At 49.3% G+C, this 22,392-nt stretch carries 19 protein-coding genes; 8 read left to right on the top strand and 11 right to left on the bottom strand.

The annotated features are described in order from the left end of the window. Nucleotides 1–4 precede the first annotated feature (4 nt). Nucleotides 5–1,459, bottom strand: coding sequence for an HD domain-containing protein (locus F566_RS0116735; RefSeq protein ID WP_026180068.1), 1,455 nt, complete (start codon nucleotides 1,457–1,459; stop codon nucleotides 5–7). A gap of 319 nt (nucleotides 1,460–1,778) precedes the next feature. On the opposite strand from F566_RS0116735, the gene F566_RS0116740 reads away from it, so the two are divergent. The 4 genes from F566_RS0116740 to sixA all read left to right on the top strand — a co-directional run bounded on the left by F566_RS0116740 (nucleotide 1,779) and on the right by sixA (nucleotide 5,215). After that, on the top strand, nucleotides 1,779–2,957 hold the full coding sequence (locus F566_RS0116740) for a PP2C family protein-serine/threonine phosphatase (protein WP_020408168.1): 1,179 nt from the start codon (nucleotides 1,779–1,781) through the stop codon (nucleotides 2,955–2,957). Between the two features lie 3 nt (nucleotides 2,958–2,960). Then, complete coding sequence (locus F566_RS0116745) at nucleotides 2,961–3,461, top strand: STAS domain-containing protein (RefSeq protein ID WP_020408169.1); 501 nt, start codon at nucleotides 2,961–2,963, stop codon at nucleotides 3,459–3,461. Between the two features lie 141 nt (nucleotides 3,462–3,602). Next, entirely contained in the window at nucleotides 3,603–4,613 is a 1,011-nt protein-coding gene (locus F566_RS0116750; RefSeq protein ID WP_020408170.1) for an NAD(P)H-dependent glycerol-3-phosphate dehydrogenase, read from the top strand. Between the two features lie 128 nt (nucleotides 4,614–4,741). Then, the gene (sixA, locus tag F566_RS0116755) at nucleotides 4,742–5,215 is read left to right on the top strand and encodes a phosphohistidine phosphatase SixA (RefSeq protein WP_020408171.1); all 474 of its coding nucleotides are present in this window, start codon (nucleotides 4,742–4,744) and stop codon (nucleotides 5,213–5,215) included. Nucleotides 5,216–5,260: 45 nt separating this feature from the next. On the opposite strand, the gene F566_RS0116760 is transcribed toward sixA, so the two are convergent. Beyond that, nucleotides 5,261–6,436: an aminotransferase class V-fold PLP-dependent enzyme gene (locus F566_RS0116760; protein WP_211210680.1), complete on the bottom strand. Its 1,176-nt coding sequence runs from the start codon at nucleotides 6,434–6,436 to the stop codon at nucleotides 5,261–5,263. Nucleotides 6,437–6,600: 164 nt separating this feature from the next. On the opposite strand from F566_RS0116760, the gene F566_RS0116765 reads away from it, so the two are divergent. Together F566_RS0116765 and F566_RS0116770 are read left to right on the top strand one after the other, a co-directional pair. Beyond that, nucleotides 6,601–7,494, top strand: coding sequence for a radical SAM family protein (locus tag F566_RS0116765; RefSeq protein WP_026180069.1), 894 nt, complete (start codon nucleotides 6,601–6,603; stop codon nucleotides 7,492–7,494). Nucleotides 7,495–7,508: 14 nt separating this feature from the next. Next, nucleotides 7,509–8,081: a DUF1285 domain-containing protein gene (locus tag F566_RS0116770; RefSeq protein ID WP_020408174.1), complete on the top strand. Its 573-nt coding sequence runs from the start codon at nucleotides 7,509–7,511 to the stop codon at nucleotides 8,079–8,081. 66 nt (nucleotides 8,082–8,147) lie between these two features. Here F566_RS0116770 and F566_RS0116775 read toward each other — a convergent pair whose 3' ends face one another. Beyond that, complete coding sequence (locus tag F566_RS0116775) at nucleotides 8,148–9,806, bottom strand: electron transfer flavoprotein-ubiquinone oxidoreductase (protein ID WP_020408175.1); 1,659 nt, start codon at nucleotides 9,804–9,806, stop codon at nucleotides 8,148–8,150. 553 nt (nucleotides 9,807–10,359) lie between these two features. Here F566_RS0116775 and F566_RS0116780 point away from each other — a divergent pair. Next, on the top strand, nucleotides 10,360–11,109 hold the full coding sequence (locus F566_RS0116780) for an electron transfer flavoprotein subunit beta/FixA family protein (RefSeq protein WP_020408176.1): 750 nt from the start codon (nucleotides 10,360–10,362) through the stop codon (nucleotides 11,107–11,109). A 2-nt stretch (nucleotides 11,110–11,111) separates the two neighbouring features. Beyond that, the gene (locus F566_RS0116785; RefSeq protein ID WP_020408177.1) at nucleotides 11,112–12,041 is read left to right on the top strand and encodes an electron transfer flavoprotein subunit alpha/FixB family protein; all 930 of its coding nucleotides are present in this window, start codon (nucleotides 11,112–11,114) and stop codon (nucleotides 12,039–12,041) included. Between the two features lie 67 nt (nucleotides 12,042–12,108). Here F566_RS0116785 and F566_RS0116790 read toward each other — a convergent pair whose 3' ends face one another. From F566_RS0116790 to F566_RS0116825, 8 genes are all read right to left on the bottom strand, one after another. Then, complete coding sequence (locus tag F566_RS0116790; protein WP_020408178.1) at nucleotides 12,109–14,124, bottom strand: acetoacetate--CoA ligase; 2,016 nt, start codon at nucleotides 14,122–14,124, stop codon at nucleotides 12,109–12,111. Nucleotides 14,125–14,233: 109 nt separating this feature from the next. Then, on the bottom strand, nucleotides 14,234–15,166 hold the full coding sequence (locus F566_RS0116795) for a hydroxymethylglutaryl-CoA lyase (RefSeq protein WP_020408179.1): 933 nt from the start codon (nucleotides 15,164–15,166) through the stop codon (nucleotides 14,234–14,236). Beyond that, the gene (locus F566_RS33195) at nucleotides 15,163–17,250 is read right to left on the bottom strand and encodes an acetyl/propionyl/methylcrotonyl-CoA carboxylase subunit alpha (protein ID WP_020408180.1); all 2,088 of its coding nucleotides are present in this window, start codon (nucleotides 17,248–17,250) and stop codon (nucleotides 15,163–15,165) included. The genes F566_RS0116795 and F566_RS33195 overlap by 4 nt, the downstream gene beginning before the upstream one ends. Next, entirely contained in the window at nucleotides 17,247–18,071 is an 825-nt protein-coding gene (locus F566_RS0116805; protein ID WP_020408181.1) for an enoyl-CoA hydratase/isomerase family protein, read from the bottom strand. Before F566_RS0116805 ends, F566_RS33195 begins: the two co-directional genes overlap by 4 nt. Before the next feature lie 32 nt (nucleotides 18,072–18,103). Beyond that, nucleotides 18,104–19,711, bottom strand: coding sequence for a carboxyl transferase domain-containing protein (locus F566_RS0116810; RefSeq protein ID WP_020408182.1), 1,608 nt, complete (start codon nucleotides 19,709–19,711; stop codon nucleotides 18,104–18,106). 29 nt (nucleotides 19,712–19,740) lie between these two features. Then, on the bottom strand, nucleotides 19,741–20,910 hold the full coding sequence (locus tag F566_RS0116815) for an isovaleryl-CoA dehydrogenase (protein ID WP_020408183.1): 1,170 nt from the start codon (nucleotides 20,908–20,910) through the stop codon (nucleotides 19,741–19,743). A 50-nt stretch (nucleotides 20,911–20,960) separates the two neighbouring features. Next, the gene (locus F566_RS0116820; protein WP_020408184.1) at nucleotides 20,961–21,338 is read right to left on the bottom strand and encodes a MerR family transcriptional regulator; all 378 of its coding nucleotides are present in this window, start codon (nucleotides 21,336–21,338) and stop codon (nucleotides 20,961–20,963) included. A gap of 243 nt (nucleotides 21,339–21,581) precedes the next feature. Next, nucleotides 21,582–22,247 carry a transglutaminase-like cysteine peptidase gene (locus F566_RS0116825; protein WP_020408185.1) on the bottom strand — a complete coding sequence of 222 codons (666 nt, stop codon included), beginning with the start codon at nucleotides 22,245–22,247 and terminating at the stop codon, nucleotides 21,582–21,584. Between the last annotated feature and the right edge of the window lie 145 nt (nucleotides 22,248–22,392).

Below are 22,392 nucleotides of genomic sequence, written 5' to 3' on the forward strand. Positions count from 1 at the left end.
GTTCTCAAGAAGTTTCAACGCGCGGGTCACGATAGAAATGCACGATGCGGGTGTCGGCGAATTTCTGGAAAAAGCTGCTTTCTTCGCTAATGAGTGAATAGTAGATCTGGGGAGATTGTTCGCTCAAAGGTTTTTTGTTAAGTACCTTAATTTTGTCGTAATCCTCTCGAATTTTGGAAAAACGGGCGTTTAGTTCGCAACAAACAATGTTATTCGGGTCAATATTGTTGAATGATGCCACTTTCCGCACTTTCTCAAGTAGAAACTCCGGATCGACATTTTCAATGCTGTGAAGGTGCTCCAGTCGTCTGCGATCCATCATCATGGCAGAAAAGCTGTGATGATCTTTTTGTGCCCGGACTCTGAATTGTTCCCAGAAATAGTTGTCAGTCAGATACCGGAAAGAGTTGATATTGCTCAGGCAGTCGTCGATGTATTCGTAGACTTCTGGCTGTGCCAGTACCTCCTCGATGGCTTGCCGTAGAATCCAGTCGAACCCTATCGACGTTTTGTGCCCGTAGACCTTGCGGTACATCTGGTGCCGTGAATAGACAAAATCCTCCAGAGATCCCAGTCCTTTGGCCGTGATGGCCAGCCCCATCCAGTCAGAGGCTGGATCCCAGCCGATGTGGAGGTTCTTAAGCAAGTGGTCCAGGTTAAATCCGCCAATGGTGACAGATGAGTGGAAACCGTCTCTGAGCATATAGTCAGCCCGGTCCGCATCAATTTCCCCTGAGACGATCAAGGAAAAAACATTGCGCAGATGGTAGGGCGCGTTGGCTGGAGGGTTGGTGGATCCTGTGACAAGTTCCCATAATGCAAAAGCATGTTCTGAAAACCGGTCGCTGAGCACCACGGAAGTTGTTTCCATCAGAGCTATCACATCTCTGGCTTCAATACCTGTCATTCCGGTTATACGCGGACCCAGGATCTCGTAGGCGCATCTTACAGAGAAGTGCTCGTGTTCGAGCTTTTGGGGCGGGCTGGGGTATAGTTGAGCGGCATCGATGCCTGCCCATAGTGATTGAAAGCGTCCAGGTTTATCCAGCAGTTTTCCGATGCTGGACACCTGCGAGAACTGGTGCGAAAAGCTGCTGTGGCCGCAATCGTGCAAAAGGCAGGCAAGTCGGATCAGCTGGTTGAAGTAATTAATACTGACGAGCTGGCGCTCCGTAAGAGAGCCTTCCTCTTTACGGAATCGCCTCAGGCAGGATTCTATCAGGCCCCGATACATCCTGTGCCCCACATGCATGGTGCCAATACTGTGAAGAAATCGGGAATGTGTCGCACCAGGAAAGACAAAAGAGAGTATGTCATTCTGGCAGATGTAGCGAAGCCGCTGAAACAATGGGTGATCAAGTACCGCGACCTCGTGCCTGAACAGCGATATGCCACCATGGACCGGGTCCATGATCAGTCTGTCCCGTACACCCAATAAATCGTAAATCGTGTTGTCCATAAGATTAACGCTTGAATAGTAGAAGTGCGTATAAAATAAGAATTACCCAGTTAGTATGATAATTCTAATTTTTGTCATTATGTTGCATTTGAATGTTGCAGGTCGACTGATTCTCCGCTAAAAACAAGTATATAAACCTTTGTTTTTTAATATTCCAGTTGTTGATGCCACGCGGACGGAAGTTGGGATTGGTTAAGTGGTAAAGAGTTTTCAAACTTTTTTCCCGAACATGAAGCGACCTGACTGTATATTGAGCATAATACTGACAAAATTCGTGGCTTAGACACAATAACAATCAGGAAATATCGGCAAATAAACTATGGCCGACCTTGAGGAAACACTCATAATTATCGATGCTGATGCAGAATCAGCTCGACATCTCAAAGAGCACCTGGACTCTCAGGGGTTTTATGTAGAAATTTTCAGCTCACTGGCTGATTTTACGCCCAAACTGGACGAATTATCGCCTGATCTGGTGATTGGCGACCTACCTACGTCTGAATTATCTGCGGTGACCCGCATGGTTGCGCCTTTGCGGCCTCGTCCTCCTCTGATTGTTATCAGTCAGGATGTCAGTTCCGGGCATATTCTATCTGCATTGCGAGCCGGAGCGGCTGGGTTTGTTGCCAAACCCATGGTGGATACCATCGAAATTGACCACTCGATTTCCCGTCTGATGGAGAGGGTCAGACTGTCCAGAGAAAATCAGCAGTATCGTCTGGATCTGGAGCAGGCCAACAAGAGCCTGAAAGCCGGTCTAGAAGAACTTCAGGCCGACCATAAGGCGGGTCGGCAAATCCAGATGAAAATGTTACCCGAGCATAATCTTGAGTTCGATAACATCTCCTTCGATCACTGCATTAAGCCATCCCTCTACCTGAGTGGTGATTTTTTCGACTATTTTCCCGTCAGTGATACTCAAGTTGCTTTCTATTTTGCCGATGTCTCCGGCCATGGGGCATCTTCTGCTTTTGTAACGGTCTTGCTGAAGAATCTCGCGAATCGACTGCAAAGGAATCTGAGGCGTCACTCAAGTGATGATGTGTTGCATCCCGATCGGTTTCTGAGCAGGGTGAATACCGAAATTCTTGAGACGGATATGGGCAAGCACCTGACCATGTTTGCAGGCATTATCGATACTGAATACCGTGTTCTGACCTATTCGGTGGGGGCGCACTTTCCGATGCCGATACTCTCAGTGAATGGCCATAGTCGTTATCTTGAAGGTAAAGGGCCGCCGGTGGGACTTTTTGAAGATCCTAAGTTTCCTGTATACGAGGAGGATCTTGCTCCGGGATTTTCACTGGTAATCTGCTCTGATGGCTTGCTTGAAGTAATAAATGCCAAATCGCTAGCAGAAAAAGAGGAGAGGCTTCTTGAAACCGTACAATCTGCGAGTCACACTATAGCAAGTTTAGAAAAAGCATTCAGGTTGGATTGGGTAACCGAACTTCCTGATGATATAGCTATAGTGTCCATACTGGAATCAGCGGTGTAATTGATGTCCGGGTATAAAATACTCCAGGCAGAGCAACAGGGTATATACGTCCTCAAGTTTATTGGGGAAATTCGGTTGTATCTTTGTTCAACATTGGATCGACTTATCGATCTGATGAAAGACGATGCCAACTTCCTGACGGTTGTGATCGACCTGACGGAAACGACAGTTGTCGACAGTACCACTCTTGGACTACTGGCCAAGATTGGCATTTTTGCGCGCAAAAACAAAAAACTCCTTCCCACTATTATTTCCACCAACCCGGATATTACCCGGCTGATCTACTCCATGGGGTTTGATGAGTTGTTTATTATTGTGGAAAAAGCGGCCACAGAAATTGAACATCTGGATGAGATCCCCATATTACATGCATCGGAGCAGGAAGTTCGGGAGAAAGTTCTGGCTGCACATAAGGTGCTGATGGATCTGAATTCGAATAACAGGGAAGCGTTTAAGGATCTGGTGAAAGCTCTGGAAGATGAGCAGGCTCACACCTCCTCCTGATTGGCAAATCCCCTGTACTATTTATCTTTTTGTCATCTCTGCCGAGTAAAAGTAAAACCAAATGCATGGTGATAAGGCGTTATTTGAAGTCTGAAAAAGGCTCAGTAGCGCAGGGAAACCCAGACAAGAGATTCTCTATTCATGAAAATTACTGTTTTGGGTGGTGGCAGTTTTGGTACTGCTATCGCCAATATTGCCTCAGGCAATAACTGTGAGACCATACTTTGGCTTAGGGATGAGGCCAGAGCGAACGAAATTAACCAGGAGCATGTTAATCGGAAATATCTCCCCGACACCCAATTGCATCAGGCGCTGGTGGCGACGACTGATATGTCGGAAGCTATTTCAGATGCCGATTTGATCTTCGTTTCCGTACCAAGCAAATCTTTTAGAAAGGTTGTCCAGGAAGCCAAAAAGTATCAAAAGCCCGGGCAGTATTGGATTAGCACAACCAAGGGTATCGAAGAGTCCGGCTTTTCGCTGATGAGTGAAATCCTTACCAGCGAATTGGAGGGCCGTGAAGTGGGAGTGCTTAGCGGACCGAATCTGGCGAAAGAGGTGGCAAAAGGCTGTTTGACTGCGACGGTGATTGCCAGTACCTGCGAAGACCTCCGGACGAAGGTGCAAGAGGTGCTCAGCAGCGCCAGCTTCAGGGTTTATGCCAATACAGATATGTACGGCGTAGAGCTTGGAGGTGCCCTGAAGAATATTTACGCCATTATTTCCGGTATGGCGGCTGCGCTGGAGCTTGGTGAGAATACCAAATCCATGCTAATTACCCGGAGTTTGGCCGAAATGAGCCGGTTTGCGGTCGAATTGGGAGCTAATCCCATGACGTTTCTGGGGCTTGCCGGTGTTGGCGACCTGATTGTGACCTGTACGTCTCCGCTGAGTCGTAATTATCGGGTTGGGTATGCGCTAGGCAAAGGAGAGTCGCTTGAGGAAACTGTCGATAATCTCGGAGAGGTGGCGGAAGGTGTTAATACCACTAGGATTATTCATCTGAAGGCTCAGGAGATGCAGGTGGAAATGCCTCTGGTCAAAGGGCTTTACAAGATCATTTACGAAAAGATTCCCGTTGAAAAGGTAATCACTCAGCTAATGTTGAGAGACCAGAATAGTGATGTGGAGTTTGTGCTGCCTCGTACTTAAGGCGCTGGAATTATTCACTATTTTAGCGTTCTCAAGGAAGCATGGGTTTTGATCCGGTTGCAGATGGTCTGGCAGGAAAGGGCGTTGTCTGATGAGAAAGGATGAAGTCCGGTAAGAAAGGAAGGTATATGAGTCACATATTTATCATGCGGCACGGTGAGGCTGAAATGCATGCGGCTTCCGATTCGGAAAGGGAGCTAACGCCTTATGGTTTGGCTTACACTAAGCAGGTGGCCCAGCAACTGGCTGATTACCTGGAGAAGCTTGAAGTCAATTCTCTGGTGGTCTTGCATAGTCCCTTTACCAGGGCGAGGCAAACTGCTGAAGTGCTGGATGCATTGTTGCCTGTCAGTCAGAAGTTAATTCGCCTTGAGTTTGCAACGCCAGACGACGACCCGAGCGCATGTTTTGAAAACCTTGAGCAATACGCCAGTCATAATTTTATCCTGGTGAGTCATATGCCCTTGGTGTCGTCATTGGGGTCATTGCTTGAGCATGGAAACCTGTATCATGGTCAGGGGTTCCACACAAGTGAGATCAGGGCTTACTCCTCGGATGTTTGGGGGGCAGGGTGTGGACAGTTTATTGGACGCCTATACTGAGACTGCTATAGCGTTTGTCTGCAACCCTGCTGTCTGGTTGCATGGCTAACCTGAGATGCTTTTCTGTTTCTCACATGCTGTTGCCAGCTTTTCACATGCCGCAGCAAGTTTTTCATCTGGTGTGTAGAAGTGTGGGGAAAACCTAATCCCACCACCACGGGCCGCGCAAAGAATATTGTGGCTTTGCAGTTCCTCAAATAATAATCTGCTATCTATTTGACGGCTTCTGAAAGTCAGGATGCCGGCAAGTCGGTTATCCTCCAGATTCGTGATAATCTCAATGTCTTTAAGCGCCTGTAAATGCTCTTGGAGTTTTCTGATTTTACCCTTAATCAGAGTTTCAATCTGATCCATGCCAATCTCAAGCAGCAGGCCGACACTTTCATTCAGTGCGTGCGTAGCCAGCATATTGGGGCTGCCGCATTCGAATCTAACTGCTGAATCGACCGGTTCCCAGTCGTGGCGATCGAAATTGCCTCTATCCTTCACCATATGCCAGCCATACTGATTAAGCTCAAGCCTATCCTGCACTTCCTTCTTTACATATAGAAGCGCGAGGCCCTCTGGCCCCAGCATCCATTTATGACCATCGGCCATCAGAAAGTCGATCTGGTCCCTTTGTACATCCAGAGGGGTGGCGCCCACTGACTGAATTGCATCGACACAGAAGAGGATGTCGCGGGATTTGATTTCATTTCCGAGCCTGTTCAAATCTAGCTTCAAACCCGTGCCATACTGCACGGAACTCACCGAAACGATTCGGGTCCGGGAAGACAGGCAGTCTATAATGGCTGCTTCCGGATCATCATTGGATAGGTCTGCGACTTTTACAATAACGCCGAATTTTGCTTGAAGAGACTCCCAGACAATCCGGTTTGACGGAAACTCTTGGTTGCTGATGACGACTTCGTCACCGGATTGCCATCTTATTCCATAGGCGACAATAGAGAGTGCTTCGGAAGTGTTCTTGCTGAGAGCTATCTCGTTGACTGACGCTGCGTTGATCAGTTGACGTAATCTCAGGCGCAGCTGGTTTTCTGTTTTCAGCCAGTTCAAATAATTCTGAGAGCCCTGGTACATGTTTTCTTCAGCAAACCGTTTGACGGCGTTAACCGCTCGCATTGGCCAGGGGCCAACAGCTGCATGGTTAAGGTGAATCAGATCCTGCTCCAGAGGGAATTCTGTGCGACATAAAGCATTGAGGGTGTTCGAAGTCATCATATTTCCTGATTTGCTGGCATCGTCAAAAATTTGTGCTCAATATTTGATGGTTTATTCGGAAAAATGGTTCCGGATGTCTGGCCAAGCGTTATAAATCCATTTGGAGCCGTTATAATATCGGCATCCGTCAAAAACTAACTTAAAACCTCGAAGACCACAATTGAATGTCTGTTATCCCACTAAATTATATTGAGCCGGTTTTCCGGCCACCCAGTGAAGCTGGCTCATTAATACTACAAGTGACCAATGGTTGCTCCTGGAACAAATGTACGTTTTGCGAAATGTACACGGCGCCTCAAAAAAAGTTCAAGCCGAAACAGGAGGACGAGGTTCTTTCAGAGATTAAAGCTGTTGCCAGTAGCCAACCGTCGGTCCGCCGGGTTTTTCTGGCTGATGGTGATGCGATGGTGCTTTCTTATCGTCGATTGCATCAGATTTTAGTCTGGTTAAACGAATACTTTCCAAATTTGCAGCGAGTGTCCTCCTATTGCCTGCCAAGGAATATTAGAAATAAGACAGTCGCAGAGCTTGCTGAATTAAAATCGCTGGGCTTGGATATTTTGTATGTCGGAGCTGAGTCCGGAGACGATCTGGTGCTTGAAAAAGTGCAGAAAGGTGAGACTCAGGCGTCTACAGTGGATGCATTGGTGAAAATTAAACAGGCGGGGCTCAGAAGTTCTGTCATGATTTTGAATGGCTTGGGTGGTCGCCGATACTCGGAGCAGCATGCCGTTAACAGCGCTAATATGGTTAACCTGGCGCAGCCAGATTACCTGGCAACATTGGTGGTCAGTTTTCCTCTGGGTGAGCAAAGGTTAAGGTCCGGATTCGATGATTTTGACATGTTGAACCAGAAAGAGTTGTTCAGGGAGGAGCGCCTTTTTTTGGAGCATACAGACTTGTCGAAAACGATCTTCCGAAGTGACCACGCTTCCAATTATCTAGTCCTGAAAGGAGTGCTGGGTCGAGATAAGGTTGCGATGTTGAATAAACTTGATCTGGCGATTGATAATCCTGAAATGGTCCCGTTGCGACAGGAATGGCAGCGAGGCCTGTGAAAGGAGATAGGTGTATGCAGAAGAGAACACCAGAAGAACTTGCGCAAGTGCTGGAGCAGATACAGAGCGCCAGTAAACCTCCCGTAGAAAAATGGAATCCGGAGGTCGAGGTTGATATTAACATGTCGATTAACCGGGATGGAGAATGGTTCTATGAGGGAAGGCCAATAGCAAGAGAGGCTATGGTAAAGCTGTTTGCCTCCATTCTGGTAAGAGAAAATAACGGGGAGTATTACCTGAAAACCCCGGTAGAGAAAGCTCGGATTCAAGTGGAAGACAGCCCCTTCGTTGTCACCGGGGTGGAAGAGTTTCGGGATCAGGAGGGAGTTGATGCGATCGTATTCACAACGAATATTGGTGAGCAAATAGTGCTCTCAAATCAGCATGGACTACGAGTTCAGTACGTGGAAAAAAGTGGAGAGAGTATTCCTTATCTTCAATTGGATCGGGGGCTGGAGGCAAGGATTGCACGGAGTGTGTTTTATGAACTGGTCGCGCTCGCCAGGCAAGAGGAAGTAGAAGGTAGAGTCGTACTAGTGCTCGACAGTCAGGGTGAGTCTTTCGAACTTGGTTCAATTGATGGCTGAATAGGCCTGTCGGTCAGAGAATTAAAAAAGGCAGCTTGAAGCTGCCTTTTTTGGGTTTGGGGTCAATTACATGTTCGGATAATTGGGCCCGCCACCGCCTTCCGGCGTTACCCAGATAATGTTTTGGGTGGGATCTTTGATATCGCAGGTTTTACAGTGAACACAGTTTTGCGAGTTGATCTGGAATCGCTTGCTGCCGTCATCGTTTTCGACGACTTCATAAACGCCTGCCGGGCAGTAACGTTGAGCTGGCTCATCGTATTTTGGCAAGTTGTAGTTGATCGGCACATCAGCATCTTTTAGCTTGAGGTGACATGGCTGATCTTCTTCATGGTTGGTGTTGGACAGGAATACTGAAGATAGCCTGTCAAACGTCAATTGATTGTCCGGTTTCGGGTAGCTGATCTTTGGACACTCGCTGGCTGGCTTCAGTGCTTCATGATCCTTATTGGGATCACGGAATGTCATTGGCAGACTGCCGCGGAGAATATTTTGCTCAAAGAACGCAACAGCACCTCCCAGAATGTTTCCGAATTTGTGCATTGCAGGGCCAAAGTTACGCTCGTCATAAAGCTCTTTGTATAACCAGGAAGCTTTGAACTTGTCAGTAAAGCCTGATAGCTCTTCTTTACCTTCGGAGCCTGCCTTTAGTGCTTCGAATACCGTTTCGGCACCGAGCATTCCGGACTTCATGGCTGTGTGAGAGCCTTTGATTTTGGATGAGTTCAAGGTGCCCGCATCGCAGCCCAGGAGCAAGCCGCCAGCAAAGGTCATTTTAGGCAGGGAGTTGAAGCCGCCTTTTGCAATGGCCCGCGCGCCATAGGCTACTCGCTTGCCGCCTTCCAGATATTTTTTAATTTCCGGGTGCAGCTTAAGGCGCTGGAATTCCTCAAATGGAGACATGTGTGGGTTGGAGTAACCTAGGTCAGTAATCAGTCCAACATAGACTTGATTGTTCTCCAGATGGTAAAGGAATGAGCCACCTGTGGATTTACTTTCGGTCAGTGGCCATCCTGTTGTATGTACAACCAGGCCGGGCTGATGTTTGGATGGGTCGATATCCCAAAGCTCTTTGATGCCGATGCCGTAATGTTGTGGATCTTTGCCTTCATCAAGGTTGAACTTGCTGATCAGCTCCTTGCCCAAGTGACCACGGCAGCCTTCACAGAAAAGTGTATATTTGGCGTGAAGCTCCATGCCGGGGACGTAGCTGCCTTTTTGCTCGCCGTTGTGGCCAATTCCCATATCGCCGGTGAGAATACCTTTAACGCTGCCGTCTTCATGGTAAAGAATTTCGGCGGCCGGGAAGCCTGGGTAGACTTCTGCACCCATGCCTTCGGCTTTTTCGGCCAGCCAGCGGCACAGATTGCCCAGGCTGATGATGTAGTTGCCTTCATTGTGCATGTTTCTGGGGACAAAGGCATTGGGAACCTTGATGGCGGAATCCGGGCCACGCAGAACGAAAATATCGTCGCCGGCAACAGGAGTATTTAGGGGAGCGCCTTCTTCTTTCCAGTTAGGAAACAACTCGTTCAGAGCGGTCGGTTCAAAGACAGTACCGGCGAGAATATGTGCGCCGACTTCGGAACCTTTTTCTACAACACAGACGGTCAGTTCTTGCTCGTTTTCCTGAGCCAGCTGAAGGATTCTGCATGCGGCAGATAACCCGGCCGGGCCAGCGCCCACGATCAAAACGTCAAATTCCATCGATTCGCGTTCCACCATTGATCTCCTTTTAGCTTCACAGCTTTAAAAAGCTTTTGGGTATTCTAAAAAGTTTCTGGCAGCACGGCTCTGAACACTCTTTGTTGCTTCCTTATATTTGAGTGCGAACGATAAAGCTCAATCGGCTTATCGCGATACATCCCTGATATACTTCGGTATTATTATTGTCGGTATCGCCCTGAAGGGTGATGCTCTGCCTCATTGTCCAGTCCGACTACGCTGTGCTGCAGGTCGTTAAAATCTCAGAAGTATAGAGGATTAAAACACCCGTAGCATAACCTATTTCATGACTCAAACAAACGTTTGTTTGAATTTTTCCCCAAAATCGCCTTTAATAGGGCCAATGCAGTTGAAAGGAGAAGAATAAGCTCCCGCCAATTACTGCGATTTCTCGGGTGTGGACGGTTGACCTGCACGAGAGAAGCGTTCAGTATTGGGCTGCTTTGAAAACGCCTGATGGCGCGTAATGCGTTTAAATTTATGGATTTAAAGTCGTTACAGATTGCGCCGCAATGGTTCCAATTGAACACATCACAACACAAACGAGGAATCTATGAAGGTTCTGGTCGCTGTAAAACGAGTAATTGATTACAACGTTAAGGTACGAGTTAAGTCAGACAATACTGACGTTGATCTAACCAACATCAAAATGGCAATGAACCCGTTCTGTGAAATCGCTGTTGAAGAAGCGGTTCGCCTAAAAGAAAAGGGTGTTGCAACAGAAGTCGTTGTCGTTTCCATCGGTCCCAAAGCCTCCCAGGAGCAGATCAGAACTGCTCTGGCTCTCGGTGCTGACCGCGGTATTCACATCGAAACTGAAGAGCAGGTTCAATCTCTGGCGGCAGCCAAACTGCTGAAAGCAGTAGTTGAGAAAGAACAGCCTCAACTGATCATCCTCGGCAAGCAATCTATCGACACTGACAATAATCAGACCGGCCAGATGCTGGCGGCTCTGTGCGGATACGGCCAGGGCACTTTTGCCTCAGAAGTGGTTGTTGAAGGTGATAAAGTCAATGTCACTCGTGAAATTGATGGTGGTCTGGCTACCGTCAGTCTGAATCTTCCAGCCGTTGTCACAACGGATCTGCGTTTGAATGAGCCGCGCTATGCTTCTCTGCCAAACATTATGAAAGCCAAGAAAAAGCCTTTGGATATCATCTCTCCAGCCGATCTGGGTGTGGATATCGCTCCGCGTCTTTCAACTGTCAAGGTTGAAGCGCCTGCCCAGCGTCAGGCTGGGGTCAAAGTCGGCAGCGTGGCCGAATTGGTTGATAAGCTGAAAAACGAAGCGAAGGTGATTTAATTATGAGCGTTTTGGTAATTGCAGATCACGACAACAGCGTACTGAAGCCAGCAACACTGAACGTTGTTGCAGCCGCCCAGCAAATCGGCGGGGATATCGAAATTCTGGTCGCTGGCGAAGGTTGCGGGGCTGTTGCCGAAGCCGCAGCCAAAGTTGCAGGAGTCAGCAAGGTTTTGGTAGCTGATAACGCCGTTTATGGGCATGCGTTGGCGGAAAACCTGTCTCTTCTGGTAGCAGAGCTGGGTAAAAACTACAGCCACGTTCTGACTTCTGCCGGTACTACTGGGAAAGACTTCATGCCACGTGTTGCGGCACTGTTGGACGTGGCTCAGGTGTCGGATATCATCAAAGTTGAATCAGCCGATACATTTGTGCGTCCTATCTATGCGGGTAACGCGATCGCAACCGTGAAATCCAGTGACAGCGTCAAGGTTATCACTGTTCGCCCAACTGGTTTTGATGCTGTCGCCGCCGAAGGTGGTTCAGCTTCTGTTGAGGCTGTTGCCTCTGCACATGACGCAGGCGTTTCTTCCTTTGTTAAGGAAGAGTTGGCGAAATCTGATCGTCCTGAACTGACCAGTGCTGGCATCGTTATCTCCGGTGGTCGTGGTATGCAGAATGGCGACAACTTCGAGATGCTGTATAAGGTGGCAGATAAGCTGGGTGCAGCTGTAGGCGCTTCCCGTGCGGCAGTCGATGCAGGCTTTGTTCCTAACGATATGCAGGTCGGTCAGACTGGTAAGATCGTTGCTCCTCAGCTTTACATTGCTGTTGGTATTTCTGGTGCAATCCAGCATTTGGCTGGTATGTCAGACAGTAAAGTGATTGTTGCTATCAACAAAGATGAAGAAGCGCCGATTTTCCAGGTTGCTGATTACGGTCTGGTAGCTGATCTGTTTGACGCCGTACCAGAACTTGAGAATTCTCTTTAAGAGATATTCTTAACTCATTGAAAAAAGGAGAGCTTTTGCTCTCCTTTTTTGTTTGGTAAGTCTTGTTTCAGTCCTGAAGCTCCGACAGGTTTTCGAAATGCCGTAGCGCTTCTGGATTTGCCAGGGCATCCTTATTTTTGACTTCTTCTCCGTGGATCACTTTCTTCACTGCCAGTTCAACAATTTTGCCACTGATGGTTCTTGGAATGTCTGCCACCGCGAGAATTTTGGCAGGGACATGCCGTGGTGTGGTGTTGGCTCTGATGGTTTGTCTGATTAGCTTGATGAGGTCATCATCGAGATCAACTCCAGGCCGTGTTTTGACAAACAGAATGACCCGCTCATCGTCGTTCCATTTTTGCCCGACAACGATGGATTCCAAAATTTCATCGTGTTTTTCTACCTGGCGGTAAATCTCCGCCGTTCCGATTCTCACGCCCCCGGGGTTGAGCACCGCATCTGAGCGACCGTGGATGATTACGCCGTGCTGAAGTGGGGTTGTGTCCGTCAGGGCATGTTCAACGATTTCGCCGAAATCGCCATGAGCCCAAATGTCTGGAAATCGATCAAAGTAGGCGTGATGGTATTTGCTGTTATCAGGGTCATTCCAGAAGCCAACAGGCATTGAGGGGAAAGGTGCTCGACAGATAAGCTCGCCGCGCTCACCAATCAGTGGAGATCCTTTTTCATCGGCAAAGGCGACATCCATTCCCAGACCAAGGCACTGGAGTTCACCTCTGTATACCGGCAAGACCGGGTTGCCCAACGCAAAGCAGGATATGATATCGGTTCCCCCGGAAATACTACTGAGGCAAATATCAGATTTGACCTCCCGGTAAAGGTAATCAAAGGTTTCGTGGGGAAGGGGGGAGCCGGTCGATAATAGTGCATCCAGGGAGGAAAGATTGTGAGACTTCCCAGGTGACAGGTGTTCTTTTTCACAAGCGCTGTAGAATTTCGCACCAGCGCCAAAGATCCGGATTCTTTCTGCCTCTGCGATATCCCACAAGGAGTCGGGCTTAGGGTAAAAAGGTGAGCCGTCGTATAGTACAAGAGTGGCTCCGAAAGCCAGGCTGGATACCAGCCAGTTCCACATCATCCAGCCGCAGGTGGTGAAATAGAAGATTCGATCGCCCTGGTGAAGATCTGTATGGAGACCAAGTTCCTTCAGATGCTGGAGAAGAGTTCCGCCAATACTATGCACGATACATTTGGGCACACCGGTCGTCCCCGATGAGTACATGATATACAGCGGGTCTGCAAAAGAGCAGGGTGTGAACTGCAATACAGGAACGTCGTCATTGGCGTAAATATCTGAACTAATATTAAATATGTCGAAACGAGCGTTAGAAAGCTCCGGGACGGTACTGGTTTCAAGATTGCTAATAAAGTCGATCCAGATCAGGCCTGACAGTTCGCCGAGTGAAGCGGTAATTTCTGCGACCCGGGAACGGGTGTCTATCGTTTTGCCATTATAATAATAGCCGTTGCAGGCCAGAAGAACTTTAGGTTTTATCTGTCCAAAACGATCAAGGACACCCTGCAGGCCAAAATCTGGCGAGCAGGAGGACCAGATAGCACCGAGACTGGAAGTGGCCAGCATGCCGATAACACTTTCTGCACAGTTGGGGGTGAAAGCCGCAACTCTGTCGCCTTTTTTTACCCCGAGTTCCTTTAGGGTCCCGGCCAATAATGCGACTTTTTTGTTGAACTCCGTCCAACTGATTTCAGTACGCTCCCCGGTTTCTTTATAAGCAATAATCGCTGGCTGGGCATCACTTCTAGCCAGCAGATTCTCAGCAAAATTGATTTTTCCGGAGGGGAACCATTTTGCTCCGGGCATAGCGTTGCTGTTTTCCAGGTATGGCGCCTGACCTTTCTCCCCCTTAACCCCAAAGTAGTCCCATATGAGGGACCAAAAGCGTTCACTATTGGATACCGACCACTGGTGTAGTGACTGATAGTCGTCAGGGACATCAGGCTCCTGAGCTTTAACGTAGTGTACAAAATCCGTAAGACGACTTTTGGCAACTCGTTCCTTTGATGGAATCCAGAGTGGAGTGAGTGATTCAGGCTGAGACATGTTAGGCCCTTGTTGATGTTGTTTTCATCGTGTCTGTATTGTTTGTCTTTCAGGGAGGTTGGATACCCTGATTGCAAATAAGTATCGGCGAACGATCGGTTTCTCTAGTTTAGCTTGTTTTAGGGAGGGCTGTGCTCTCCTGAATGCGGCGAGAGGATAGTGCCATCCCGACTTTGGAGCCGTTTCTGCGATTGAGAGTGTTGGATATTTCATTGCCAACGTGCGCAAGATCTTGCAGGTTGATTCCGGTAGATATGCCGTTTCCTTCCAGCATGTATACGACATCTTCTGTGGCCACATTGCCGGACGCGCCCTTAGCGTAAGGACAGCCTCCCAGGCCGGCAACCGAAGCGTCTACCACCCTGATGCCAGCGTCAAGTGATTGATCTATATTGGCCAGTGCCTGCCCGTAGGTGTCATGGAAATGCACCGCGAGCTGAGAAGCCTCGACTTCCCTAAGCAGGGCGTTAAGCAGTAACTTTGTCTGTTTTGAAGTGCCCACGCCGATTGTGTCGCCGAGAGAGATCTCGTAGCACCCCAGTTTCAGGAGTTGCTTAACCACCTCTATCACAGCGGCGTGGGGGATATTGCCTTCGTACGGGCATCCCAGAATGCAGCTGACATAACCTCGTACGGGAAGGTCGTGTTTTCTTGCTGTTTCCACAACAGGAACAAAGCGTTCAATGCTGTCGCGGATGCTGCAGTTGATGTTCTTCTGAGTGAAGGTTTCAGAAGCTGAGGTAAAAATGGCCACTTCGTCGGCCTTTGCCTGTAAAGCCGCCTCCAATCCTTTGAGATTTGGGGTGAGCGCGGCATAGTGAATCCCTTGGTGGCGGGTTAACAGGCTGAAGACCTCATCCGAGTTCGCCATTTGCGGGACCCACTTCGGTGAGACAAAGCTACCAGCCTCTATATGCCTGATGCCAGTGTCGGAAAGCCGGTTGACCAAGCTGGCTTTTTGTTCGGCGCTAAGTAAGGTTGACTCATTCTGCAGGCCGTCTCGAGGGCCGACTTCAACGATCTTAACCTGTGGCGTTTTCATCCTGTTGTACCGAATTGTTTATTATTTGAGGGTTCCTGTTCATCAAGTGTCTGTAACTCGATCAGCAACTGTTGGGACGACACCGTATCTTTTTCTTTGCACAACAGTTTGTGTACTCGGCCCTGATCCGGCGCCTTGATGGTGTGTTCCATCTTCATGGCCTCCATCACCAGTAGCGGCTGGTCTTTTTCAACCTGTTGACCCTCTTCGCATAGCACCTTAATGATCGTGCCGCCCATCGGTGCCGTTAGTGTACCTTCGGCATGATCTCCATGGTGCTGAACCAGAGAGCTGTCATTCGGTAATTCTATAGTGACGCCATGACCGTCGATGAACACTACTATCTGGTTGTTATCAATAAAATAGTGGTATTCCCGGAGTTTACCGTCGACTCTAGTCGCCAGGGTGTCGTCATCTAAAATGTGGTAATCAATCTCGCACTTATGTCCCTCGAAACTCAATTCAAAAGCACCACTGCTATCGCTATAGGTGCGAGGGGAAGTGAGTCTGACATTGATTTCCTTGCCGTTTAGCCAAAACTCGAAAGCATTGGATCTGGTGCCGTAAAGGCTCCACAACTCTGCTGAGTTCCAGGGGCTGGATTCATGGTCTTCGTACCGGCTTGACGACAACCGGCTCGCGACACGATTCCAGTAAAGCGCGGTGGCGGTGCTGATTAAGGGCAGGCTGACACTTTCGTCCGGAAGCAGGTCCTGTTCATTCTCCGTAATAAACTTTGTGGAGAGTTTGCCATCGAGAAAGTCGCTGTGCTCCAGGGCTTTTACCAGGAAACCATTATTGCTCTCAACACCAGTAATGAGTGTGTGTTTCAGTTGTTCGGCCAGGTGAAGGATGGCCTGCCGACGATCAGTTGCCCAGGTGATGACTTTCGCAATCATGGGGTCATAGTGCTGACTGATCTCACAGCCTGTCGCAATACCGCTGTCTATTCGGAGAAACTTGTCTGCAGCATGATCAGGTTGATTAAAGCGGAGGTGTGGTTCTGGAAAGGTTACTTTCGTTAGTCGCCCAATACTCGGCAGGAAATTGTTGGTTGGGCTTTCGGCGTACAGGCGAACCTCGACAGCATGACCAGAGAGTTTTAATTGGTCTTGCGTAAGAGGGAGATCTTCTCCCCGGGCAACGCGAATCTGCCATTCAACCAGATCCTGACCGGTGACCAGCTCGGTAACGGGATGTTCCACCTGGAGCCTGGTGTTCATCTCCATGAAATAGAAGTTTTCCTGTTCATCCAGCAAAAACTCCACCGTTCCTGCACCTCGATAACGGATTTTTCTCCCGCAATCCAGAGCGGCTTCACCCATGCTTTTGCGGGTTTCAGTCGAAAGGTTTGGCGCCGGGGCTTCTTCTATCACCTTTTGGTGTCGCCGTTGTATCGAACAATCCCGATCAAACAGATATACACCATTACCCTTCTGGTCAAAAAATACTTGGACTTCCACATGTCTGGGTTGAAGGATAAGCTTTTCAAGAAGAACTTTATCATCTCCGAAGGCGTTTTGTGCTTCTCTTTTGGCGGCCTGTAGTGAGTCTTCGAACTCTGCTGAGGTCTCTACGGCGCGCATCCCTTTGCCACCACCTCCAGCACTGGCTTTAATCAGGACGGGGAAGCCAATTTTTGCAGCCTCCTGGCGGAGTGCGGCGATGTCCTGATTGTCACCATGATAACCTGGTACCAGAGGTACGCCGGCTTCCTCCATGAGTCTTTTGGCGGCCGCCTTGTCTCCCATGGCAGAAATGGAAGAGGCCAGGGGGCCGATGAAGCTAATACCGTGGTCCTCACAGCGTTGGGCAAAGACAGCATTTTCAGACAGGAAGCCATATCCGGGGTGAACAGCATCGATCATATGAAGGCGACACAGGTCAAATATCTTATCCTGGTTCAGATAGGTGTCTGTCGGACTGGTTCCTGAAAGAGGGTAAGCCTCGTCCGCAAAATTTACGAAAGGCGCATCACGGTCAATATCTGAATATATTGCAATGGTCGTAATGCCCATTTTTCGCGCTGTCATCATAACACGCAGAGCGATCTCTCCACGGTTGGCGGCTAACAGTCTTTTCATGAGAGATCTCCTGTATAACCTTTCCAGCGGGGTGGTCGTTTCTCTAGGAAGGCGCTCAATCCTTCCTGTCCCTCTTCGCTAACTCGCAGGCGAGCGATCAAGTCGCTGGTATATTGCCGCGTTTCGTTGCCGATAGGGTGGTTCTGTATCATATCGAGAAGTTGCTTGGCGCTGGCCAGTGCCGCCGGACCGTTAGCCTTGATCTGTTGGCAGAGTTTCTCAACCGTGCTCTGGAGCTCGCCGTCTTCAACAATTTCATGGAGAATGCCGAGTTTTAGGGCTAACTCTGCGTCCATCAGTTCGGCGGTTAATGTATATCTTCGCATTTGGCGTGGCCCAATCGCCCGATTGACATAAGGGCTGATGACAGACGGGACGAGGCCTAGCTTTACTTCGCTCAGACAGAATCTTGAAGTATGCGTTCCTACGGCGATGTCACAACAGCAAATCAATCCCAGGGCGCCGCCGAAAGCGCTACCCTGAACCATTGCGATGGTGGGTTTGGTAAAGTGATAAAGCCGTTCCATTAATAGGGCAAGACGATTGGCATCTGCAAGATTTTCGTCATAGCCTGCCTGGCCCATGGATTTCATCCACTTCAAATCGGCGCCGGCAGAAAAATGTTTGCCAGCACCAGCCAGCACCAGCACGTTTACCTGCTCATTAGAATCCAGACGATCCAGTGAATTGATCAGCTCCTCAATGACTTCAGCATTGAAAGCGTTGGATTTCTCCGGCCTGTTCAGGCGAAGAGTCGCAACGCCATCCACCAAGGTCACTTTGACGAAACTGTTATTGGCTTCTTGAATAAAATCGCTCATGTGAGGTGTCCTTGAGTTTCTCTTTGAGGGCGTTACATTCTGAAAACGCCAAACCTGGTGTCCTGAATGGGGGCGTTCAGTGACGCGGATATGGCGAGTCCTAGAACTTTTCTGGTATCAGAAGGTGCGATTATGCCGTCATCCCAAAGCCGGGCGCTGGCATAGTAGGGATGAGACTGCCGCTCAAACTGCTCGATAGTGGGAGCCATGAAGTTATCTTTTTCGCTGTCCGTCCATGACTGCCCCTGTCGTTTCATGGCATCCTCTTTTACCTGGGCCAGAACGCCTGCAGCCTGTTCTCCACCCATGACAGCAATGCGGGCGTTGGGCCACATCCACATGAATCTGGGGTTGTAGGCTCTACCGCACATACCATAGTTTCCAGCCCCAAAGCTGCCTCCTATAACGACAGTGAACTTGGGGACTTCCGCACAGGCGACGGCGGTGACCATTTTTGCCCCATGCTTTGCAATGCCGCCTTCTTCGTATTGTTTACCAACCATGAATCCCGTGATGTTTTGCAGGAATACCAGGGGGATTTTTCGTTGGCAGCATAACTCGATGAAGTGTGCCCCTTTTTGGGCTGATTCACTGAAGAGAATACCGTTATTGGCTACGATCCCCACAGGGTAGCCGTGAATGCGGGCAAATCCGCAGACCAGAGTCGGTCCGAAAAGGGCTTTGAATTCATCAAAGTCAGAATCATCTACCAGTCTGGCAATGATTTCATGAACGTCGTAAGGCGTTTTCAGGTCTGTAGGGACTACACCGCCCAGCTGTTCCACATCATACCTGGGAGGTTTGGCGGGTTCGGTATCCAGTTGTCCAAGTTTCTTGTGATTAACCCGGCGTATTGCCTGACGGGCCAACATCAAGGCATGCACTTCGTCTTCTGCATAGTGGTCGGCGACGCCAGAAGTGCGGCAGTGAACATCGGCTCCTCCCAGCTCTTCGGCCGAAACTACTTCGCCGGTAGCTGCCTTCACCAGGGGAGGGCCAGCGAGAAAGATTGTGCTTTGGCCTTTGACCATGATGCTTTCGTCTGCCATGGCTGGAACGTAAGCTCCTCCTGCGGTGCATAAGCCAAGAACCACGGCGATTTGCGGGATTCCCATGGCTGACATTCTGGCCTGGCGATAGAAAATATGGCCAAAGTCTTCTTTGCCGGGGAAGACTTCATCCTGCTGGGAAAGGTTTGCGCCACCTGAATCCACCAGGTAAATACAGGGCAGCCTGTTCTCTTCCGCAATAGTCTGGGCACGAATATGTTTCTTCACTGTCAGCGGATAATAAGTACCGCCTTTTACAGTGGAATCATTGGCAACAATCATGCATTCCACCCCTTCCACCCGGCCGATGCCAGCAATGGCTCCGGCAGCCGGAACGGCTTCATGATAAACATCGTGGGCTGCCAGAAGGCCTATTTCCAGAAAAGGTGATCCGGGGTCCAGCAGATGGGAAATGCGGTCCCGGGGCAGAAGCTTGCCTTTGGAAAGGTGCCGTTCCCGGGCTTTCTCCCCACCGCCTTGCATGATCGTTGCAGCGAGAGTCTGAAGGTTGTCTACCAGCTTTGCCATATGATCATGACGCTGACGAAATTCGTCTCCGCTGATATCAATCTTGGATTCGATAATGGCCATAGTATTTTCCTTTCCGGGGAGTGTTAACCTTATCGGGATTCATTAAACAGTTCCCGGCCGATCAGCATGCGGCGGATTTCTGAGGTGCCTGCGCCAATTTCATAGAGTTTGGCATCTCTGAGAAGTCGCCCTGTTGGGTATTCGTTAATGTAACCGTTGCCTCCCAGTATCTGGATGGCATCCAGGGCCATCTGTGTGGCTTTTTCGGCGCAGTAAAGAATGACGCCGGCGGCATCTTTTCGGGTGGTTTCGCCTCGGTCACAGGCTTGGGCAACGGCATAAAGATAAGATCTGCAAGCATTCATGCTGGTGTACATATCGGCCACTTTACCTTGAATTAACTGGAATTGACCGATTGACTGCCCAAACTGCTCACGCTCATGAATATAGGGAACGATCTGGTTCATACACGCCTGCATAATGCCGGTTGGGCCTCCGGAGAGAACAACGCGTTCATAGTCGAGGCCGCTCATCAAAACTTTGACCCCCTGATTCTCGCCACCGAGAATATTTTCCACCGGTACTTCGCAGTTATCGAACACCAACTCGCAGGTGTTGGAGCCGCGCATGCCTAATTTGTCCAGTTTGGGGGAGCGGCTAAAGCCAGGATAATCACGTTCAACAATAAAGGCTGTGATCCCGTGAGGGCCTTTCTCAACATCGGTCTTGGCGTAAATAACGTAAGTGTTGGCGTCTGGTCCATTGGTGATCCACATTTTGGCGCCGTTTAGAACATAATGATCTCCTTTGCGCTCTGCTCTGAGTTTCATGCTCACGACGTCGCTTCCTGCATTGGGTTCGCTCATCGCTAGTGCCCCGATATGCTCACCGGAAACCAATTTGGGGAGATATTTTTGTTTTTGTTCGGTGGTGCCATTACGAAAAATCTGGTTGACGCAGAGATTGGAATGCGCGCCATAACTTAATCCCACTGAGGCGGAGGCGCGGCTGATTTCCTCCATGGCGAGAACATGAGCCAGGTAACCCATATCAGACCCGCCGTATTCCTCAGAGACGGTAATACCCAGTAGGCCGAGTTCTCCAAATCGTTTCCAGAGATGGTTTGGAAACGCATTTTCCTTGTCTACATCCGTCGCGATAGTGGCGATCTCACTTTGCGAAAAGGAGGACACCTGGTCCCGAAGCATATTCAGCGTTTCGTCAAAGCCAAAATTGAGTGAGTGATATCTTGAGCTCATATGTCACCTGTATTGTTGTTTTCCTGTTTTAACTTCGTTGGATAAGTAAGCTAGGGATTTTCCGTCATCGCCTCACGGCAACGGGCCTCTGCCTCATCAAGTTCTTTTTGCATTACTTCGATATCTTTTAATTGCTGCACGAGAGCTTCCCGACGCTCCTGGATCTTGTTGAGAAGGAGTTGTAATTGTTCTTGATTGCCACTCTGGGGGTTGTATAGGTCGAGAATGGCGCGAGACTCAGCCAGACTGAACCCCAGTCGTTTGCCTCGCAGAATTAGTTTGAGCAATACCCGATCTTTTTCTGAGTAGATGCGTGTCTGGCCCTGTCGCTCTGGGCTGATCAGGCCCTCTGCTTCATAGAACCTGATCGTGCGGGTGGTAATACCAAATTCCTTGGCCAGTTCACTAATGTTGTAGGTTGTGCTCATGTTTGATCTGCCTGGCTTGTGGAGTGCGCCAAGCCTTTGTGTCTCTGAAGGCGGTCGCACCGGTTTGATTTTCAGATGTCTGCAAGTGTGTATGACGTTGACGTAAACGTCAATATGGAGAGAAAGGCAATATCATCGGTTTTACCGTTGTATTTAACGGCTTTTAGCAGGTCTTTTCGCTAAGGGCCGGGGAGGGAAGAGTAAGGGGGAGGAGGTAAGTGGCCAGAGATCATGGAGGAGTGCTTAGAGGCTGGCCTGGAGTTGTTTCAGTAGCCGCTCATTAAGCTCATTCCACTGGCTGAGCTTGGAGGATTCACCGACTTTCTTCCCAAGGCCGCGTTGCTTGGAGAGCCAAAGGCCATCGCCATTAAAACTGTAGATGGGGTAAAGGTCATCCCGTTGGGAGCCGGGTCTTATATCTTTAATGAGATTGTCGAGAATCAGTGGTTCCGCGTCGGGGGCGGCGTAATAGGCTAATACCATGTGTGCCTGATTCAGGCGCAGGGCTTTGACGTAGGTGATTCTGAGCTTTTCGTCGGATACACCGAGCTCACGGAGGGCGAAATATTTGGCAATAGAGTAATCTTCGCAGTCGCCGCCGTTGGTGATCAGGAATTCCATCGGAGTGGCCCAATAGTCTTCGCGGCCCCAGTGTTCAATGTCTGAAATAAAGTCAGTCTGGTTGAAAAACGAGTTCACCAGCATGAGCTTCTTGTCTTCAGCCAGATCTTTTGGAGTATTTAACAGACGCTGCCAACGCTCTAGGCGGTCCCGGGCGGGGCTACCAAATTCTTTTTCAACGCTCGATAAAACCTGAAGTGAAATCTCGAAGGCTGCCGAGGCAAGAACAGCCCAGCAGGCAAACATGATAATCACGGTTTTAGCTCGCAAATTTTTAAACGACAGCATTCGCGATGATGCCCCCTGAACTCTCCATGATAAAGAAAAGGGTTCTTGTTCTTCTTGATGGAGATAAGTATAGGCTGCTTGAGGGCGGGGTGTTGACAGAGATTTGTTAAGCTATGTAAGCAAACGTTGTGGACGTATCTCTGCC

Origin of the sequence: Hahella ganghwensis DSM 17046, assembly GCF_000376785.1 — a bacterium.
GTDB classification, from domain to species: Bacteria; Pseudomonadota; Gammaproteobacteria; order Pseudomonadales; family Oleiphilaceae; genus Hahella; species Hahella ganghwensis.

Coding starts and splice junctions, on each gene's coding strand:
- F566_RS0116825 (WP_020408185.1), bottom strand. CDS start 22,247: ATGCTGTCGTTTAAAAATTTGCGAGCTAAAACCGTGATTATCATGTTT.
- F566_RS0116735 (WP_026180068.1), bottom strand. CDS start 1,459: ATGGACAACACGATTTACGATTTATTGGGTGTACGGGACAGACTGATC.
- sixA (WP_020408171.1), top strand. CDS start 4,742: ATGAGTCACATATTTATCATGCGGCACGGTGAGGCTGAAATGCATGCG.
- F566_RS33195 (WP_020408180.1), bottom strand. CDS start 17,250: ATGAAAAGACTGTTAGCCGCCAACCGTGGAGAGATCGCTCTGCGTGTT.
- F566_RS0116815 (WP_020408183.1), bottom strand. CDS start 20,910: ATGAGCTCAAGATATCACTCACTCAATTTTGGCTTTGACGAAACGCTG.
- F566_RS0116820 (WP_020408184.1), bottom strand. CDS start 21,338: ATGAGCACAACCTACAACATTAGTGAACTGGCCAAGGAATTTGGTATT.
- F566_RS0116770 (WP_020408174.1), top strand. CDS start 7,509: ATGCAGAAGAGAACACCAGAAGAACTTGCGCAAGTGCTGGAGCAGATA.
- F566_RS0116750 (WP_020408170.1), top strand. CDS start 3,603: ATGAAAATTACTGTTTTGGGTGGTGGCAGTTTTGGTACTGCTATCGCC.
- F566_RS0116780 (WP_020408176.1), top strand. CDS start 10,360: ATGAAGGTTCTGGTCGCTGTAAAACGAGTAATTGATTACAACGTTAAG.
- F566_RS0116785 (WP_020408177.1), top strand. CDS start 11,112: ATGAGCGTTTTGGTAATTGCAGATCACGACAACAGCGTACTGAAGCCA.
- F566_RS0116775 (WP_020408175.1), bottom strand. CDS start 9,806: ATGGTGGAACGCGAATCGATGGAATTTGACGTTTTGATCGTGGGCGCT.
- F566_RS0116805 (WP_020408181.1), bottom strand. CDS start 18,071: ATGAGCGATTTTATTCAAGAAGCCAATAACAGTTTCGTCAAAGTGACC.
- F566_RS0116740 (WP_020408168.1), top strand. CDS start 1,779: ATGGCCGACCTTGAGGAAACACTCATAATTATCGATGCTGATGCAGAA.
- F566_RS0116810 (WP_020408182.1), bottom strand. CDS start 19,711: ATGGCCATTATCGAATCCAAGATTGATATCAGCGGAGACGAATTTCGT.
- F566_RS0116795 (WP_020408179.1), bottom strand. CDS start 15,166: ATGAAAACGCCACAGGTTAAGATCGTTGAAGTCGGCCCTCGAGACGGC.
- F566_RS0116760 (WP_211210680.1), bottom strand. CDS start 6,436: ATGATGACTTCGAACACCCTCAATGCTTTATGTCGCACAGAATTCCCT.
- F566_RS0116765 (WP_026180069.1), top strand. CDS start 6,601: ATGTCTGTTATCCCACTAAATTATATTGAGCCGGTTTTCCGGCCACCC.
- F566_RS0116745 (WP_020408169.1), top strand. CDS start 2,961: ATGTCCGGGTATAAAATACTCCAGGCAGAGCAACAGGGTATATACGTC.
- F566_RS0116790 (WP_020408178.1), bottom strand. CDS start 14,124: ATGTCTCAGCCTGAATCACTCACTCCACTCTGGATTCCATCAAAGGAA.